Here is a 16,570-nt window from a genome sequence, read left to right as displayed (position 1 = left end):
ACTATTTAAGCGAATGTTACAAATTGAAAGAAGCTCCAACATTAAACGCAAATTGGTTATTTAGTTTATCAAAACCTACCGAGTTCGTTTTATAACTTGCAATAGGAATTCCAGCTTCTGTGAAAACACCAAGAACTTCTGTGAAGAAATAACGAAATCCTACATGTGCACTAAAATTTCTTAACCCTAAATCAAGACCTGAATAAATGTCCATTTTTTTATCAAGTTGAAAAAAAATTCCTAAATTACCATTGAATCTAAATTTAGGATCGATTCGTCTCCAAATTCGGGTTTGTTTCTAAATCATCTGAACTCGCAGATAATAGGTAAGAAACAGCAAAACCATAGGACATGTTTTCTCCAAGTCCAAAATCAGGAGAGATACCAATCTTTCACCCGCCATTTTGAATATGTGCACCAACATCAAATTTAACGTCTCCTTTTCCTTTGAAAGCTTGGGAATTTACGAAACCAACTGCCAAAAATAATGACAATGGAATAAACTTTTCCATACTATTGAACTTTTATAGCTTTAGGCAAAATTTTTTTAAATAAATTAATTCCTACCTTTTTCATTGGGGTATAAAGATGGCAAAGGTTCACTCTGCCAGAATTCTTTTGTTTCCACATCCATTATCGTTAATGGTCCTTTAAAAGCAGCGCCCGTATCCATATTCCAAACGCAAGCCATTTGAACCGGAGTAGTTTTGGCAATTCTGGTAACTGGAGTGTGACCTATATAAATCTCTTTGTATAATGTAAATCGTTTGGGATATAGCAAATCATCAATTTTCATGCTTTTATCTAAAGCCAAAGCAGTTTCCCAGAGGGTTCTGTCCCAATAAAAAAGTTTTGGAAAATATTCAAAGTCAATTCCGTTCATATTGGTAAAACCAGCATGGATAAACAAACGGTTGTCGTCATCCAAATGAAAATCCTCTAAAGCATGCAGGAATTCAATATGTTTTAGTTTGGTTGTCGCGCTTACATTAGCATAAGCAAGAACAGTAGCTTCGCCTCCATGTTTGTACCATAACAAATTGTCTTTGCTTTCATCAAGCCAGGTGCGCAAAAGTTCATCATGATTCCCTCGAATGAAAACGCAATTATGTGTTTTATTTAATTTAATCAAAAAATCAATGACTTGAGGGGATTGGCTCCAGCCATCTACATAATCTCCCAAAAAAATCAAGTTGTCTTTTTTGGTAACGGCTGCTCTTTCCATTATTTGGTGTAATGCGTGTAAACCACCGTGTATATCTCCTATTACGAGTGTTCTCATTTCTGGTAGTCTCAATTTGTTCTTTTACAAAAATAGCAGAAAATAAGTATTGTGTTGTATTTATTTCAATGTCCTGGCTATTCAAAAAAAGTAATTGTTAAATTTTGTCAAAATGCAGTCGACTTAAATTGCAATAAGAAGTTGTATCTAAATGAAGCTATTCACAAGCGTATTAAAAAGGAAGAATTATTGCACATCATATTTCATCTTTCTTAAAATTCGCAACGCTTCTTTAAACGACAAATAGATTGGGTTGAACGGCTTCAAAAGCGGTTTGGCATCAATTAGTTTTTGTCTGGCATCTTCAAAACCGTTGAGGTAACAAATCATAAATGTTGAAGGTAAGTTCTCTAAATCTTTCTGTTCCCGCTCGGATAATGAAAGTTCTTTTTGAAGTTTTTTCAGCAAAGCAATATTAGAATTGTAAATATGGAATAACATTTTTTTGTTGAATTCCGGTGGCTGAAAAAGCATTTCTCTCTCAATTTTGTAATAACCATTATCATGAAAATGAATGGTTTGTTTCTCTAAAGGATAATAGCTTGTTTTGTCATTCAAACCCAAAGGAACATATTCAATAATCGTGAAAGTATCTTCGTTATAAATAATTTCGACCACGTCCTGAGCCGAATAAAATAGCTTGATTTGCTCGTTTATCAATTCAATGTCAACACGGGACAAATAGGTTTTGTCACGGTATTTTTTCGCAATTCCCGCCCAGCAAATCACGAACAATTCCTTGAACACTTTGTATTTCGGTGCCATGTCTTTGTGCCGGAAATTCATAAAATCAATAACGCTATCAAGCGTATATTCGATGCTGTTTCTGGAATTGTTTTCGATGCCAATAACGGTTTCCGTGTTTTGGTAATTCTTTTCGATCTCTCCTTCTACCGGCATTGTATTGCTGCCTCGTCGCATAAAAACGGATTTGGCAGAAATAGTATGGATTCCTTTTTTGAAATAAGAGGTTTTACTTTTGGGTTTTATCGTTACGAGTCCTATGACTTTGTCTTTAGGCAGGTTTGGGAAAGGCACATTTTCGTATTGAATTGTGGGAGGATTTTCCAGAAATGCATTCACTAGATTCTGAATCCGACTGTCGTCAAAAAAATCGTCGCCTACAATGGCATTGTCTTGATCTTCTACCCCGACAACAATATAGGAATTATTCGCTGGATTCGAATTTGACAAGGCACAAATATGTTTCAGAAACTTGGCTTTTCCTTCTCGGGTATGCAAATTCAACTGACGTTTTTTATCATAAAAACTGCTCTCATCATTGTGAGCGAGAAGATTTTTGATAAGAATACGTTTGTTGATCATTACTATTAGATTTTTAGACTTCTTAGACGGTTGGGTTTTTAGATTATTTAGACAATCTAAAAATCAATTTAAAGATCTCTTTTTAAAATAGTCGCCGATGCCTGCGCGGTGGGATATACAATCAAATCAGCAATATTTACATGATACGGTCGCGACACTACAAAGTGAATGATATCAGCGATGTCTTCTGGTTGTAAGGCTTTAAAACCTTTATAGGCATTGGCAGCTCTCTCAGTGTCGCCTTTGAAACGAACGGCACTAAATTCCGTTTCCACCATTCCTGGATTAATGGCGCCCACCCGAATTCCAAATGGATTCAGGTCCATTCTCATAGCTTGGTTTAGGGCATCGACAGCATGTTTTGAAGCACAATATACGTTTCCGTTTGGATAGACTTCTTTTCCGGCAATGGAACCAATGTTAATAATATGACCCGATTTTTGTTCAATCATTTTTGGAATTATTGCTTTCGAAACATATAAAAGTCCTTTTACATTGATATCAATCATCGCATCCCAATCGTCTAAATCTCCATTTTGTATCGAGTCTAAACCATGAGCATTTCCGGCATTATTAATCAAAACGTCAATTTTAGAAAATGCTTCAGGCAATGAATTGATACTTTCAAAAACGGCCTTTTTATCGCGAACATCAAAGGACAAAGTACAAACTTCCGTAAATTCAGATAATTCTTTTTTTAGTTCTGCCAATCGGTCTTCACGGCGTCCGCAAAGAATAATTTTATAATTGTTTTTAGCTAATATTTGTGCTGTCGCTTTACCAATTCCACTGGTTGCGCCAGTAACTAAGGCTATTTTATACATCAATTTTATTTGTGTTATATTTTAAATTAATGTCCGGTTAAAACATCAAAATAAAATGGATTTACTTCTTTTAATTTTGCCACAGATTAAAAAGATTTAGAGCAATACAATTAATAAACTTATTTTCTATTGTCTAAATCTTAAATCTGTGGACTAAACCAGTTCTAAATACTATTGTTAAGGTACATTTTTTCCGATGCTTTCTGACCAAATGGCAAACCAATCTTCGTTTTCCAGTTCTAATTCGACTGCTTTCATCAACGATTGTATTCTGGCTACATTTACTGTTCCGGCGATAGGAATAACTTTAGCAGGATGTTTCAGAACCCAAGAGAGTAAAATGGTGTCAGAACCCAAATGATATTTGGATACCAATGTTGCCAATAACTTTTTTAGTCGGTGCGTCTGTGGAATATCTTCTCTGAAAACAGATCCTAACGGATTCCATGACATGGGCCTAATATTGTGCATTTGCATGTAATCAAAACTTCCATCAAGCATAGGTTGGAAATTGGTTGCCGAAAATTGCACCTGATTGTAGCTAATGGCTGTTTTTTGACGAATTAATTCTGTTTGAGTAGCAGTAAAGTTAGAGAGACCAAAATCAATAATTTTCCCCTCGGATTTTAATTTTAAAACTGCTTCGGCAATTTCATCTGCTTGCATCAAAGGACTTGGTCTGTGCAATAAAAAAACATCCAAATAATCTGTCTGTAAGTTCTTCAGGGAGTTTTCAACGGACCAAATAATATAATTTTTTGAATATTCGTAATGTTTAATGGTGTTTTCACGGTTTTCCGTAACCATTTGAATACCGCATTTAGAAATCAGCTGCATTTTTTCTCTGGCTATTTTGCTGGAAGCAAAAGCTTTTCCAAAATCAGATTCGGTGGTATAATCACCATATATATCGGCATGATCGAAGGTAGTGATTTTGTTTTCTAAACAGATATTAATCATGTTTTCCATTTCTTTGGTATTGAGATTTTTATCCCAAATTCCCCAATTCATGACACCGGCCATAATAGGTGATAATTTTGTTTTGCTCATGGTTTTTATTTTTAATTGAAATTCTTAAATCTTCGATTTCAAAGTATATTTTTCAAAGTTCTTAAAAATAGGTAAATTCTATCATAATTCGTCCTTAAAATTAAGGTGTTGATCGAAGTTTTAACCATTTTTTAACATCTTACTTCTAAAAAAAAATTCAATTTGCACCATCAAAACGACGGCATTAAATTCAAGGTTTTAAAAATAGGAAAATGGAAGAAAATACAGCGACTTTAGACATTAGAGCAATCAATGAAAAAATTGAAAGAGAAAGTGCTTTTATAGACCTTCTCACCATGGAAATGAACAAAGTTATTGTGGGTCAAAAGCACATGGTAGAGCGTTTATTAATCGGACTTTTAGGCCAAGGGCATATTTTGTTAGAAGGAGTACCCGGATTAGCAAAAACATTGGCTATAAATACGCTTTCGCAAGCTGTTCATGGATCTTTCAGTAGAATACAGTTTACACCAGATTTATTGCCTGCCGATGTTGTGGGTACTATGATTTACAACATTAAACAAAATGAATTTTCGATAAAAAAAGGACCAATTTTTGCCAATTTCGTTTTGGCGGATGAGATTAATCGTGCACCAGCCAAGGTACAATCAGCACTTTTAGAAGCGATGCAGGAAAAGCAAGTTACTATTGGTGACACAACTTTTAAACTAGACCGACCCTTTTTAGTTTTGGCAACCCAAAATCCAATTGAACAAGAAGGAACATACCAATTGCCTGAAGCACAAGTCGATCGTTTTATGTTGAAAACGGTTATTGACTATCCAAAAATGGAAGATGAACGTCTAGTAATTCGTCAAAATCTAAAAGGAAGTTATGAAAAAGTAAATCCTGTAGTTTCAGTAGAACAAATTTTGCGAGCGCAAGAAGCAGTTCGCGAAGTGTATATGGATGAAAAAATCGAGAAATATATTCTTGATATTGTTTTTGCGACTCGTTACCCGGAGAAATATAAATTAGCCGACTTGAAGCCGTTAATCAGTTTTGGAGCCTCACCACGTGGAAGTATCAATTTAGCGAATGCCGCAAAATGTTACGCTTTTATCAAACGTCGTGGGTATGTAATTCCGGAAGATGTTCGTGCTGTGGTACATGATGTATTGCGTCACAGAATTGGAATTACGTATGAAGCGGAAGCAGAAAATATTACTTCAGTTGATATTATAAACAAAATCATAAACGAGATCGAAGTACCTTAAAACAGTATGCAGTAAACAGAATTCAGTTTTCAGTAACTGAACACTGAACACTAAACACTGAACACTGAACTTATGGATACAAAAGAGCTTTTAAAAAAAGTACGGAAAATAGAAATTAAAACCCGAAGATTGAGCGATCATATCTTTTCAGGGGAATATCATACCTCTTTCAAAGGACGCGGAATGACATTCAGCGAAGTGCGGCAATATCAGTACGGTGATGATATTCGTGCTATTGACTGGAATGTGACCGCAAGATATAACGAAGCCCATGTAAAAGTTTTTGAAGAAGAGCGTGAATTGACCATGATGTTAATGGTGGATATTTCAGGCTCGGAAAGTTTTGGTTCTAAAAACCAATTCAAGAAAAACATTGTTACGGAGATCGCAGCGACGATGGCATTTTCAGCTACTCAGAATAATGATAAAATAGGACTGATTTTGTTTTCAGATGAAATCGAATTATATATTCCGCCTAAAAAAGGAAGATCACATGTGTTGCGTATCATTCGAGAATTGATTGAATTTCAGCCAAAAAGTCAAAAAACAGATGTTGCTCAAGCCTTGAAGTTTTTATCAGGAACACAAAAAAAGAAAGCCATCGTATTTATGATTTCTGATTTCATGTCAGAAGAGTACGAACAAACTTTAAAAATTGCTTCCAAGAAACACGATATAACGGGTATTCGCGTCTATGACATTCGAGAAGAAAAAATGCCAGATTTAGGAATGGTTTCGATGCTCGATGCCGAAACCGGTGAAATACAAGTGGTGAACACAGGTTCTAAATCAGTGCGAATGAATTATGAAAAACTGTATCAGGAAAAAGTGAACTATTTTAAGGAAACATTCAGTAAATCAGGTTCGGGTGTTGTAAATACTAGAGTTGACGAAAGTTATGTCACTAAATTATTAAGCTATTTTAAATCGAGATAAAAACAAAACGTAACCCTATCAGGGTTTAAAACCCTGATAGGGTTAACTAGATAAAAAATGAAAATTAGACTTTACCTACTTTTTTTACTGGCTACAAGCTTTGTTTTTGCACAGCAAAAACAAGTGGTTACAAGTATTGACACAATTAAAAATAAAATTGGTGCCGAATTTAAATTATCCATAAAGACGACTGTTGACAGTTCGTCTAAAGTGGTTTTTCCAAAATTAAAAAACTTTGGAGCCCTGGAAGTAATTCAATCGTATCCTATTGATACTGTTAAAACGGACGGCCGTTATGAATTAATAAAAAAATATGGTTTAACCCAATTTGATTCCGGTAGATATGTTATTCCGAGCATAAAGATTTTTATCGACAGTGAACCGTTTATGACGGATTCGCTTTTGGTTGAAGTTGCGAATGTGAAAGTCGATACTTTAAAACAAAAAATGTTCGATATCAAAGACATCGCTCCTGCGGACAATTCAATAGGAAATTGGTGGAAATACCTGCTGATTGTAGCATTAATTATTGGAATTGGAGCATTGATTTATTGGTATTTAAAAAAACATCAAAAGAAAAAAATAGAGGAAGAAATTTTCAAAACGCCAATTGAGAAAGCGACCAGTTTGCTGAATAATCTGGAAAAGAAAGAACTTTGGCAAAAAGGAGAAGTCAAAGCCTATTATAGCGAATTGACGGATATTGCCAGAAATTATATCGAGGAAGCAATTGAAATTCCCGCCATGGAGAGCACGACTTCTGAATTGATTCAAGGACTTAAAGCGGCTTCTGTCAAAAAGAAAATGACGGTTTCGCAGGAAACAATCGAAAATCTGGAACGGGTGTTGAAACAAGCCGATTTGGTAAAATTTGCTAAATCAAAACCGTTGGATTTTGAAATCACCGAAGATCGCAATAAGATTCAAAAAGCAATTTTAACGTTAGACAGTTCTATTCCTATTGAAGTTCCTGTAGAAGAAGATACTTTGCTAAATGAAGCACAAAGGCAAAAGCAGATACAAATTCAATTGCGAAAAAAGAAAAAGAAACGTATCGTCATTACGGTTTCATCGGTTGCTTTTATAGTAGTAGCTATAACCACTTTTTTTATCGTTCTCAAGGGATTTGATTATGTAAAAGACAATATTATTGGAAATCCTACAAAAGAATTACTGGAAGGGGAGTGGATAAAAAGTGAGTACGGAAATCCGGGAATTATTATAGAAACGCCTAAAGTGCTGAAGAGGGTAGATTTGACCAAGACATTGCCTAAAGATGGGATGGCTTTGATTAAAGAAATGCAATCTTTTGCTTATGGAAATATTCATGACAATTTCTACATTATGATTTCTACCTTAAAATACAAAAAAGAAGGTGAAATTGATTTGGCAAAATCGATGGATGGTGCTTTGCAATCGTTAGAATCTCAAGGAGCTCAAAACATGATTGTCAAACAAGAAGATTTTGAAACAAAAGAAGGAATTAAAGGACTCAAAGCATACGGAACATTTTCGAAAATAAACAGTGCTACTCAAAGCAGTGCAAAGTTATATTATGAAACGTTGTTGTTTAGCCAAGAAGGAGGATTACAGCAAATTATATTTTTTCATGAAGAAGGCGATGGTTATGCAAATCAAATATCAGAACGAGTTTTGAGCTCAGTTGAATTAAAACAATTAAGTAAATAATGGATAAGATAACTTTTTTAAACCCAGAATTTTTTTGGTTGTTTCTTCTGATTCCAGTTGCTGTTGTTTGGTTATTTTGGAAAAAAAACCAGCAATCGGCAACGCTAAAGATTAGTTCTATTCAAGGATTTAAGAATTCCAATTCTTTATTAGTAAAGCTGAAGCCAATTTTGAATGTGTTTCGCGTAGTGGCCTTATCTTCCTTAATCGTCGCGATGGCCAGACCAAGAACGGTTGATGTAAGCAATAAAACAAAAACCACGAAAGGAATTGATATTGTTATGGCGATAGACGTTTCAGGAAGTATGCTTGCAAGGGATTTGAAACCGGATCGAATGCAAGCACTCAAAAGATTAGCCGCAGATTTTGTTGAAGAAAGACCAAACGACAGAATTGGGCTAGTAGTTTATGCATCAGAAGCATATACTAAAACTCCGGTAACCAGTGATAAAGCCGTTGTTCTAGATGCTATTAGAAGCATAAAATACGATAATGTTTTAGTGGATGGAACAGGAATAGGAATGGGATTGGCGACTGCAGTAAACAGATTAAAAAGCAGTAAAGCAAAAAGTAAAGTGATTATTTTAATGACTGATGGGGTAAATAATGCGGGTTTTATTGAGCCAGACACGGCATCGGATATCGCCAAACAATACGGAATAAAGGTATATACCATAGGAATAGGAACAAACGGAATGGCAATGTTTCCGTACGCAGTTGCACCAAATGGACAATTTCTTTTTCAAATGATGAAAGTGGAAATTGACGAGCAAATGATGAAAAAGATTGCAATCAATACAGGAGGGAAATATTTTAGAGCAACCAGTAATAGCAAGTTGGCTGAAATTTATGAAACAATAAACAAGTTAGAAACTACAGAAATTGAAGAGCTAAAATTTTATGATTATGATGAAAAATTTAGACCATTTGCATGGTTTGCCTTTTCTTTGTTATTGCTTGAAATAGGATTAAGAAAAACAGTTTTTAGGGGCTTTATATAATGAGAGTTGCAAACTAAAAACTGTGACTAAAAGATAAAAAATGGAATTAGACGAAAAAAAATATTTATACTTACTGTTTATACTGCCCATTGTGGTGTTGGTTTTTCTAATTAATTTATATTGGAAACGAAGAAAACAACGCGAATTTGGAGATTTGGAATTGGTTAAAAAATTAAGCCCTGAAAGTTCTGTTTTTAAACCTGTTTTGAAGTTAGTATTGCTGCTACTGGCGCTAGTTGGAATTATTTTTGGATTAGTGAATCCAAAAATAGGAACTAAAATGGAAACCGTAAAACGAGAAGGAATTGATATCGTTTTTGCTATGGATGTCTCCAAAAGTATGCTGGCTGAGGATGTTGCGCCTAACAGATTGGAAAAAAGTAAGCAGATCGTTTCCCAGATAATCAACCAATTAGGAAGTGATAGAATAGGAATTGTGGCTTATGCCGGAAGTGCTTTCCCCGTATTGCCTATCACAACAGATTACAGCGTTGCCAAAATGTTTTTGCAAAGTATGAATACCGAAATGGTTTCTTCACAAGGAACATCGCTCGATGAGGCTATAAAATTATCTTCGACTTATTTTGACGATAAAAGCAAAACCAGCAAGCTGCTGATTTTGATTTCGGACGGGGAAGATCATTCTGAAGGAGCGGAATCAGCAGCGGAAGAGGCAAATAAGTTGGGAATGAAAATTATTACAGTAGGTATTGGAACTGAAAAAGGAGGTACAATTCCATTGAAAAAAAATGGGATAGTGGAAAGCTTTCAGAGAGACAACAACAATCAGGTTGTGATAACTAAATTGAATCAGGCTGGTTTGATCGCCATCGCAAAAGCAACAAAAGGAGGTTACGTAAATGGTAATAATACCAAGGAAGTACTGGAATATATTAAGAATACTTTGGATAAAATTCAAAAAACAGAATTTGAAGCTACAGAAATGGCTGATTTTCAATCACAATTTCAATGGTTTTTAGGGTTTGCTTTTATTTTGTTATTCGTGGATATTTTTCTTTTGGAAAGAAAAACAAGTTGGGTAAACAAATTGAATTTATTTAACGAGAATAAATAAAATATAAAGAGTAAAGTATTGGAACATTTTCCATTATTGGAATAAAAAAATATTTGACTTTTACATTTAAAAAATAAAATGAAGAACTTAATCTTACATCTTTTATTGCTTATTACTTTTGTTGCAAACGCACAACAAAAGGATAAAATTTTGCCTAAAGCAAACGCGGAATATGCCGAAAATAATTTTGTTGATGCAGAAGCGGATTATAGAATTTCTAATTCGAAATTTCCGAATAAAACTGTTGCGACCTACAATTTAGGAAATGCTATTTATAAGCAAAACCAGGTATCAGAAGCAAAATTTGCTTACGCCAAAGCATTAAAATTTGCCAAATCAAGACCTGAAAAACACCAAGCATATCATAATTTAGGAAATGTTTTCATGAAAGAAAAGGATTATACCCAAGCAGTGGAAGCCTATAAAAATGCACTGCGAAACAATCCTTCGGATGAAGAAACACGTTATAATTATGCGTTAGCTAAAAAAATGCTAAAAGAAAATCCTCCAAAGGATGACAAGAAAGACGATAAGAAAGATAAGAAGGACGACAAGAAAGATAAAGACAAGAAGGACGATAAAAAAGATAAAGACAAAGAGAAGAAAGACGATAAAGGAGACAAGGACAAAGACAAAAAAGATCCGAAACCAAATGAAAATGGTGAGCCAAAACCAATGCCAGGAGGAATGTCTAAAGAACGGTTAGAAAATCTTTTGGACGCAGTAAATAAGGAAGAGAAGAAAGTTCAAGATAAAGTAAATGCCCAAAAAGTAAAAGGAAAACCAATAAAAACCGAGAAGGATTGGTAATTCAATTAAGATAATTTGACAATGAAAAGATTTACAGTAGCGATTATTTTAATGGTGTGTAGCTCACTTAGCGCTCAAGTACAATTTGAAGCGAAAGTAAGTAAAACCACGCTAGGCCTAAACGAAAGACTTCGTATCGATTTTATGATGAATGTGGATGGGGATAATTTTAGCCAACCTTCTTTTGACGGTTTTAGAATTATTGCCGGACCAAGCCAGCAAGTGAGTCAATCCTGGGTAAACGGAAGGAGTTCTTTTGAGAAAGTGTATTCTTATTTTCTTCTGCCAAATAAAAAAGGAGTTTTAACAATCAAGCAGGCAGCCATTGAATACAATGGACAAGTTTATAAAACATCGCCTGTTAAAATAAACGTTACTGCGGCAACAGAGCAACCAAGAGATCCGAATGATACTCAGATTTCTGCGGATGATAACCTCTATCTTGTAGCCGATGTTTCCAAAACAAATCCGTACATTAATGAACCCATTACGGTAGTTTATAAATTGTATTTTAGTTATAATATTGGGATTACCAATTGGCGAGAATTAAACAAACCTAAATACAATGATTTCTGGAGTCAAAATATTGATATAAAACAATTGGTTGCGCAGGAAGGCATGTTTAAGGGCGAAAAATACCGCTATGTAGTGCTGAGAAAAACTGTATTGTATCCTCAAAAATCGGGGAAGTTAGCAATTGAACCTTTGTCGTTAGACATTGATGTGCAGTTGCCTACTAATCAAAGAAATATGTATGGGCAGGTTGTAGTAAAAGAAGGCAGTAAAAGAGTTTCGGCAGGATCAAAAATAATTACTGTCAAAGCACTTCCCGAGTTGGGAAAACCAGAAGATTTCTCCGGTGCTGTTGGAAATTTTGATTTTAAAGTAACGCCTTCAAAAAAGGATTTAAAAAATGGTGAGAGCCTCGATCTCGTAGTTAGTGTAACTGGAAAAGGGAATATGAAATTATTCAGCTTACCAAAACCAATTGTGCCCAATGCACTGGAAATGTATGAGGCTGTCCATAAGGAACAAGTAGATACACCGCTTACAGGAATGGTTGGTAAAATTTCAGACAATTATACTATTATTCCCCAGTTTAAAGGGAATTATCCCATAAAGCCATTGCGTTTTTCTTATTTTGATCTGGGCTCAGGAAAATATAAAACACTAAGTTCTCCGGAAATAATGATTAACATTCTCGACGGACCAACTGCTGCCGCAACAGCGAATTCTTCAGATAAAAATAAAATATTGAATGTTGAACAATTCAAGTATATTAAGTTAAAAACAAAGCTTTTGACTATCGATAAGGAAGATTTTTTTGCGTCTGATTTATATTTAGGGCTAGTGTTTTTACCATTTTTAATACTTCCTGTGATTGTATTAATTAAAAAGAAGAAGGAAGCAATTGACGGAGATGTTACCGGGAAAAGGATAAAAATGAATAATAAATTGGCCAAGAAATATTTATCTGAAGCTAAAAAACAAATCAATAATAAGGAATTGTTTTACATCGCGCTGGAAAAAGCGATGCATAATTTCCTGAAAGCCAAATTACATATTGAAACATCAGAAATGAGTAAAGATAATATTCAGGAGCTTTTGTTGTCTAAAAATGCTAATTCGGAAGCAGTAAATGATTTTATTGCGCTAACTGAAAACTGTGAAGTGGCAAGATATGCGCCATCGTCAAGTGTTGCTATACAGCAGGATTTTGATAAAGCCGTTTTGATTATTTCAGACTTAGAAAAACAGATCTTTTAACTATCGATGTCATTGTGAGGAACGAAGCAATCTCACGTAGATTTGCGAGAATGGCTAATCGAAAACTTATAAAATTAAAATGAAAAATATACTGTATATAGTATTGTTGACAACCCAAGTTTTCTATGCCCAAAGCGGTTTTGAAAAGGGAAATGAATTGTATAAAAATGGGAAATACGAACAGGCGGTGGAAGCGTATGAAAATGTATTGAAAGAGAATAAGCATTCAGCAGAATTGTATTTTAATCTTGGGAATAGCTATTATAAATTGAATAAAGTGGCGCCATCAATTTATAATTATGAAAAAGCATTGGTACTTAATCCAAAGGATAGCGAAAGCGCAAACAACTTAAAATTTGCTCAAAAAAGAACTATCGATGAAATCAAAGTAGTACCAAAAGTAGGTTTTGGAAAGTTACTTCGCGATTTCACAGGAATCTACCATTATAACACTTGGGGATGGATTTCAGTACTATTGGCTACTTCTTTTTTATTGTTTTTTATTGGCTATTATTTTTCAGAAACTACGGTGTCAAAAAGGATTTTCTTTTTTGGAATGTTTGTACTTATCTTTCTAATTCTTATCAGCGTTTCATCAGGTATTTTTGAAAAGAGCCATTTTGATAATGAAAAGCCAGCCATTGTTTTTGCTGAAATGACCGACGTAAGAGCTGAGCCACAAAGGGCGAGTGCTGCGGTTATTGTGCTGCATGAAGGGACAAAAGTCTATGTGCAGGAAAAAGTAGACAATTGGAAAAAAGTACAGTTAACAGACGGTACTGAAGGCTGGATGGAGAGTAGCGCTATTCAGGAAGTGAAGTAGTTCAGGTATCTGAAAACTGCCTACTGTGATTAAATAATGCTTAATTCTTCTTCCATTCCTGATACCAATTCTTAATTGACGGGAAAATGTAACCGGCTGTTTTTTGAATCGGATTATAAAACAAGGAATTATCTAAGGTTTCTTTCTTGGCTAAAAAATTATGGTAGTTTATTTTTTCGAAAACAGTAAAAACGATACTCACTATCAAAACTGTTTTCAGTACTCGAAACAATCCACCTCCCAATTTGTTGAGCCATCCTAGGAAAGCCAAATCATTTACTTGTGTAAGGATTTTTGCAAATATCGATATTCCAATCACGACTAACATAAAAGTAAGGACAAAAGCAACAACCTGAATCGTATTGGGATTCCAATGAACAAATCCGGAGAGCACGCCCTTCATAAATGAAGAGAATTTTATTGCAACGTAAATGCCAACGATTAGTGAAATCAATGATGCTAATTCGATGAAAAGTCCGTTTTTAATTCCTTTATAGAAAGCAAATGCCAATATAACACCCAAAATAATATCCAAAAGTCCCATAATAATTCAATATTAATAAAAAGAACAAATATAAAAGAATTGTTGATTATCAATTGCCAATTTTCAAATTCTTATCTTTACAAAAAAATAATTCGATTACAATTTTCGAAAATCTACAATTAAAATCCTTAATCTACTATTAGCAATCAATATGTCAAGAGACACACAACTTAAAGAACGCTGGGAACAGCTTGTAACCATACTTTCCGATCAATTTTCTCAAGGAGAAGATTTAGATTTAGACGCCATTATTTACTTAGTCGGCGTGCAAGAACTCGGGAAAGTGCATAAAGAATTTAAAAAAGACGAGAAACTTAACCTGATGCACATCGCAATTTGCAGATTATTGGAGCCTTATGGATTCTATGAATTCGAATTTTTTGACGAGGAAGGTTGGCCACACTATAAAGTAAAAGAAGAATTGCCACCACTAAAAGCTGGTGAGCAATCAGTTTTGATGAAAGAAGCAATTGTTAATTATTTCCTCGAAAGAGAAGTAATTTCGTAGTTTGCAGTCTCAGTCTCAGTTTTCAGAACGAATCTACTGAAAACTGAGACTGAAAACTGAAAACTTTTCCCTAAATTTGCACTCTCAATTATGGAATGAAAATGATAGATAAGATAAAAGAATATATCGGCCAAGCACAAGCTTTTTCAACGCAAAATGCAGCAGAATTAGAAACATTTAGAATTAAATTCTTAGGAAGTAAAGGACTTTTGAAAGAGCTTTTTGCGGAGTTCAAGAATGTTCCTAACGACCAGAAAAAGGAATTTGGACAGGTAATTAATCTGTTGAAAACTTCTGCCGAAGAAAAAGTAAAAGCCATACAGGAGTCTTTAGAAAGTAAAGAAGAAAGTAAAGGATTTTACGGTGATTTGACTCGTTCAGCTGAGCCTATGATTATTGGTTCCCGTCATCCTATTTCATTGGTAAAAAACCAAATTATAGATATCTTTTCAAACATTGGTTTCAATGTTTCTGAAGGACCAGAAATCGAAGACGACTGGCATAATTTTACTGCGTTGAACCTTCCGGAATATCACCCGGCACGTGATATGCAAGACACATTTTTCATACAAACCAATCCTGATATTTTGTTGCGTACCCATACGTCATCGGTACAGGTGCGTTACATGGAAAACAATAAACCGCCGATTAGAACAATTTCTCCGGGAAGAGTATTTCGTAACGAGGCTGTTTCGTCCCGTTCTCACTGTATTTTTCACCAAGTGGAAGGATTATACATCGATAAAGACGTTTCTTTTGCTGATTTAAAGCAAACGCTTTTATATTTCACCAAAGAGATGTTCGGGAAATCAAAAATCCGTTTGCGTCCGTCATATTTTCCATTCACGGAACCAAGCGCGGAGGTCGATATTTATTGGGGTCTAAAAACAGAAACCGATTACAGAATCACCAAAGGAACCGGTTGGTTAGAAATCATGGGTTGCGGAATGGTAGATCCAAATGTTTTGAAAAACTGTGGCATCAATCCAGACGAATATAACGGTTTTGCCTTCGGGATGGGAATCGAAAGAATTGCGATGTTGTTATATCAGATTGGCGATATCCGCATGTTCTATGAGAATGACGTTCGTTTCTTAGAGCAATTCAAATCCTCAATTTAGTCAAAAGTTATAAAGTCGTAAAGTCGAAAGAAATACCTGTTATAGTTTTTCACTCGACTTTATGACTTTATGACCTTAGACATTAAGACTAACTTATGAAAAAAGACATCATCATTCCAGAAGTAGAAAATGTTTTCCTAGCCGCTGTTCAAGAATGGAGCGACGATTTCATGGAAAAAGTATGGTATGCCTATTTGGTAAATGACAGTGATTTTCTCATCGAAAGTGTCATGGTAGTTTCAAAAGCTTTTGGTACTATCGATGGTGAAATGAAAAAAACATCACTTTTACGTCACGCTTTTGTATCAGTACCTTCCGTTTCCGTAATGAAAATCGAAATGATAGAAAAAAGTGTCTTGGCACTCAACAATGAATTCATGTTGACTTTCTTCATTGGAGACAAATTGTACGATAAAAAATTCATTTTCAAATCACATTCCATCAGTGAGGACTTCGTAGAAGAAGTGCCGATTTTATTTATTGACGGAGTTATTGTGAGGTAGATTTATTCGATTTTAAATCGAAATTATTATAAAACAAAGGCACTATCTTTATTTAGATTAGTGCCTTTTTTATGTTTTTTTTTTGTTATTGGAT

Annotated in this window: 17 protein-coding genes; 11 read left to right on the top strand and 6 right to left on the bottom strand. The window is 34.6% G+C overall.

The window, feature by feature from the left end; genetic code table 11:
* Nucleotides 1–16 precede the first annotated feature (16 nt).
* From ACFX5D_RS09935 to ACFX5D_RS09915, 5 genes are all read right to left on the bottom strand, one after another.
* Nucleotides 17–238 (bottom strand): DUF6646 family protein, encoded by a 222-nt coding sequence (locus tag ACFX5D_RS09935; RefSeq protein WP_379858141.1) that lies wholly within the window; start codon nucleotides 236–238, stop codon nucleotides 17–19.
* Between the two features lie 318 nt (nucleotides 239–556).
* Nucleotides 557–1,282 (bottom strand): metallophosphoesterase, encoded by a 726-nt coding sequence (locus tag ACFX5D_RS09930; RefSeq protein WP_379858043.1) that lies wholly within the window; start codon nucleotides 1,280–1,282, stop codon nucleotides 557–559.
* A 186-nt stretch (nucleotides 1,283–1,468) separates the two neighbouring features.
* Nucleotides 1,469–2,608 carry an ATP-binding protein gene (locus tag ACFX5D_RS09925; RefSeq protein WP_379858042.1) on the bottom strand — a complete coding sequence of 380 codons (1,140 nt, stop codon included), beginning with the start codon at nucleotides 2,606–2,608 and terminating at the stop codon, nucleotides 1,469–1,471.
* 68 nt (nucleotides 2,609–2,676) lie between these two features.
* A complete protein-coding gene (locus tag ACFX5D_RS09920; protein WP_379858041.1) occupies nucleotides 2,677–3,432 on the bottom strand; it encodes an SDR family NAD(P)-dependent oxidoreductase in 756 nt (251 codons plus the stop codon).
* 177 nt (nucleotides 3,433–3,609) lie between these two features.
* Complete coding sequence (locus ACFX5D_RS09915; RefSeq protein WP_379858040.1) at nucleotides 3,610–4,482, bottom strand: aldo/keto reductase; 873 nt, start codon at nucleotides 4,480–4,482, stop codon at nucleotides 3,610–3,612.
* 212 nt (nucleotides 4,483–4,694) lie between these two features.
* On the opposite strand from ACFX5D_RS09915, the gene ACFX5D_RS09910 reads away from it, so the two are divergent.
* From ACFX5D_RS09910 to ACFX5D_RS09875, 8 genes are all read left to right on the top strand, one after another.
* On the top strand, nucleotides 4,695–5,699 hold the full coding sequence (locus ACFX5D_RS09910; RefSeq protein WP_379858039.1) for an AAA family ATPase: 1,005 nt from the start codon (nucleotides 4,695–4,697) through the stop codon (nucleotides 5,697–5,699).
* A 72-nt stretch (nucleotides 5,700–5,771) separates the two neighbouring features.
* Complete coding sequence (locus tag ACFX5D_RS09905; protein ID WP_379858038.1) at nucleotides 5,772–6,635, top strand: DUF58 domain-containing protein; 864 nt, start codon at nucleotides 5,772–5,774, stop codon at nucleotides 6,633–6,635.
* A gap of 57 nt (nucleotides 6,636–6,692) precedes the next feature.
* Nucleotides 6,693–8,324, top strand: coding sequence for a hypothetical protein (locus ACFX5D_RS09900; RefSeq protein ID WP_379858037.1), 1,632 nt, complete (start codon nucleotides 6,693–6,695; stop codon nucleotides 8,322–8,324).
* Nucleotides 8,324–9,325 carry a vWA domain-containing protein gene (locus ACFX5D_RS09895; RefSeq protein ID WP_379858036.1) on the top strand — a complete coding sequence of 334 codons (1,002 nt, stop codon included), beginning with the start codon at nucleotides 8,324–8,326 and terminating at the stop codon, nucleotides 9,323–9,325. Before ACFX5D_RS09900 ends, ACFX5D_RS09895 begins: the two co-directional genes overlap by 1 nt.
* Before the next feature lie 40 nt (nucleotides 9,326–9,365).
* Nucleotides 9,366–10,400, top strand: a complete 1,035-nt coding sequence (locus ACFX5D_RS09890) for a vWA domain-containing protein (protein ID WP_379858035.1) — start codon at nucleotides 9,366–9,368, stop codon at nucleotides 10,398–10,400.
* Nucleotides 10,401–10,478: 78 nt separating this feature from the next.
* Nucleotides 10,479–11,210: a tetratricopeptide repeat protein gene (locus ACFX5D_RS09885; RefSeq protein WP_379858034.1), complete on the top strand. Its 732-nt coding sequence runs from the start codon at nucleotides 10,479–10,481 to the stop codon at nucleotides 11,208–11,210.
* Between the two features lie 21 nt (nucleotides 11,211–11,231).
* Nucleotides 11,232–12,977 carry a BatD family protein gene (locus tag ACFX5D_RS09880; RefSeq protein ID WP_379858033.1) on the top strand — a complete coding sequence of 582 codons (1,746 nt, stop codon included), beginning with the start codon at nucleotides 11,232–11,234 and terminating at the stop codon, nucleotides 12,975–12,977.
* A gap of 79 nt (nucleotides 12,978–13,056) precedes the next feature.
* A complete protein-coding gene (locus ACFX5D_RS09875) occupies nucleotides 13,057–13,800 on the top strand; it encodes a tetratricopeptide repeat protein (protein WP_379858032.1) in 744 nt (247 codons plus the stop codon).
* 40 nt (nucleotides 13,801–13,840) lie between these two features.
* Here the strand turns inward: ACFX5D_RS09875 and ACFX5D_RS09870 are convergent, their stop codons facing one another.
* Complete coding sequence (locus ACFX5D_RS09870) at nucleotides 13,841–14,344, bottom strand: CvpA family protein (protein ID WP_379858031.1); 504 nt, start codon at nucleotides 14,342–14,344, stop codon at nucleotides 13,841–13,843.
* A gap of 151 nt (nucleotides 14,345–14,495) precedes the next feature.
* Between ACFX5D_RS09870 and ACFX5D_RS09865 the strand changes: the two genes are divergently transcribed.
* From ACFX5D_RS09865 to ACFX5D_RS09855, 3 genes are all read left to right on the top strand, one after another.
* Nucleotides 14,496–14,852, top strand: coding sequence for a hypothetical protein (locus ACFX5D_RS09865; protein WP_379858030.1), 357 nt, complete (start codon nucleotides 14,496–14,498; stop codon nucleotides 14,850–14,852).
* Between the two features lie 101 nt (nucleotides 14,853–14,953).
* A complete protein-coding gene (pheS, locus tag ACFX5D_RS09860) occupies nucleotides 14,954–15,973 on the top strand; it encodes a phenylalanine--tRNA ligase subunit alpha (RefSeq protein WP_379858029.1) in 1,020 nt (339 codons plus the stop codon).
* 95 nt (nucleotides 15,974–16,068) lie between these two features.
* Nucleotides 16,069–16,476, top strand: a complete 408-nt coding sequence (locus ACFX5D_RS09855) for a hypothetical protein (RefSeq protein ID WP_379858028.1) — start codon at nucleotides 16,069–16,071, stop codon at nucleotides 16,474–16,476.
* The last annotated feature ends 94 nt before the right edge of the window (nucleotides 16,477–16,570 follow it).

Origin of the sequence: Flavobacterium fructosi (assembly GCF_042787335.1) — a bacterium.
Lineage (GTDB): Bacteria > Bacteroidota > Bacteroidia > Flavobacteriales > Flavobacteriaceae > Flavobacterium > Flavobacterium fructosi.
Note: the sequence above shows the minus strand (reverse complement) of the source record. Positions and strands in the feature narration are given on the sequence as shown.

Bases quoted from the DNA above. Each gene is read 5' to 3' on its own strand.
- ACFX5D_RS09855 (WP_379858028.1), top strand. From the start codon at position 16,069: ATGAAAAAAGACATCATCATTCCAGAAGTAGAAAATGTTTTCCTAGCC.
- ACFX5D_RS09885 (WP_379858034.1), top strand. From the start codon at position 10,479: ATGAAGAACTTAATCTTACATCTTTTATTGCTTATTACTTTTGTTGCA.
- ACFX5D_RS09910 (WP_379858039.1), top strand. From the start codon at position 4,695: ATGGAAGAAAATACAGCGACTTTAGACATTAGAGCAATCAATGAAAAA.
- ACFX5D_RS09905 (WP_379858038.1), top strand. From the start codon at position 5,772: ATGGATACAAAAGAGCTTTTAAAAAAAGTACGGAAAATAGAAATTAAA.
- pheS (WP_379858029.1), top strand. From the start codon at position 14,954: ATGATAGATAAGATAAAAGAATATATCGGCCAAGCACAAGCTTTTTCA.
- ACFX5D_RS09895 (WP_379858036.1), top strand. From the start codon at position 8,324: ATGGATAAGATAACTTTTTTAAACCCAGAATTTTTTTGGTTGTTTCTT.
- ACFX5D_RS09865 (WP_379858030.1), top strand. From the start codon at position 14,496: ATGTCAAGAGACACACAACTTAAAGAACGCTGGGAACAGCTTGTAACC.
- ACFX5D_RS09870 (WP_379858031.1), bottom strand. From the start codon at position 14,344: ATGGGACTTTTGGATATTATTTTGGGTGTTATATTGGCATTTGCTTTC.
- ACFX5D_RS09880 (WP_379858033.1), top strand. From the start codon at position 11,232: ATGAAAAGATTTACAGTAGCGATTATTTTAATGGTGTGTAGCTCACTT.
- ACFX5D_RS09875 (WP_379858032.1), top strand. From the start codon at position 13,057: ATGAAAAATATACTGTATATAGTATTGTTGACAACCCAAGTTTTCTAT.
- ACFX5D_RS09930 (WP_379858043.1), bottom strand. From the start codon at position 1,282: ATGAGAACACTCGTAATAGGAGATATACACGGTGGTTTACACGCATTA.
- ACFX5D_RS09920 (WP_379858041.1), bottom strand. From the start codon at position 3,432: ATGTATAAAATAGCCTTAGTTACTGGCGCAACCAGTGGAATTGGTAAA.
- ACFX5D_RS09925 (WP_379858042.1), bottom strand. From the start codon at position 2,608: ATGATCAACAAACGTATTCTTATCAAAAATCTTCTCGCTCACAATGAT.
- ACFX5D_RS09900 (WP_379858037.1), top strand. From the start codon at position 6,693: ATGAAAATTAGACTTTACCTACTTTTTTTACTGGCTACAAGCTTTGTT.
- ACFX5D_RS09890 (WP_379858035.1), top strand. From the start codon at position 9,366: ATGGAATTAGACGAAAAAAAATATTTATACTTACTGTTTATACTGCCC.
- ACFX5D_RS09915 (WP_379858040.1), bottom strand. From the start codon at position 4,482: ATGAGCAAAACAAAATTATCACCTATTATGGCCGGTGTCATGAATTGG.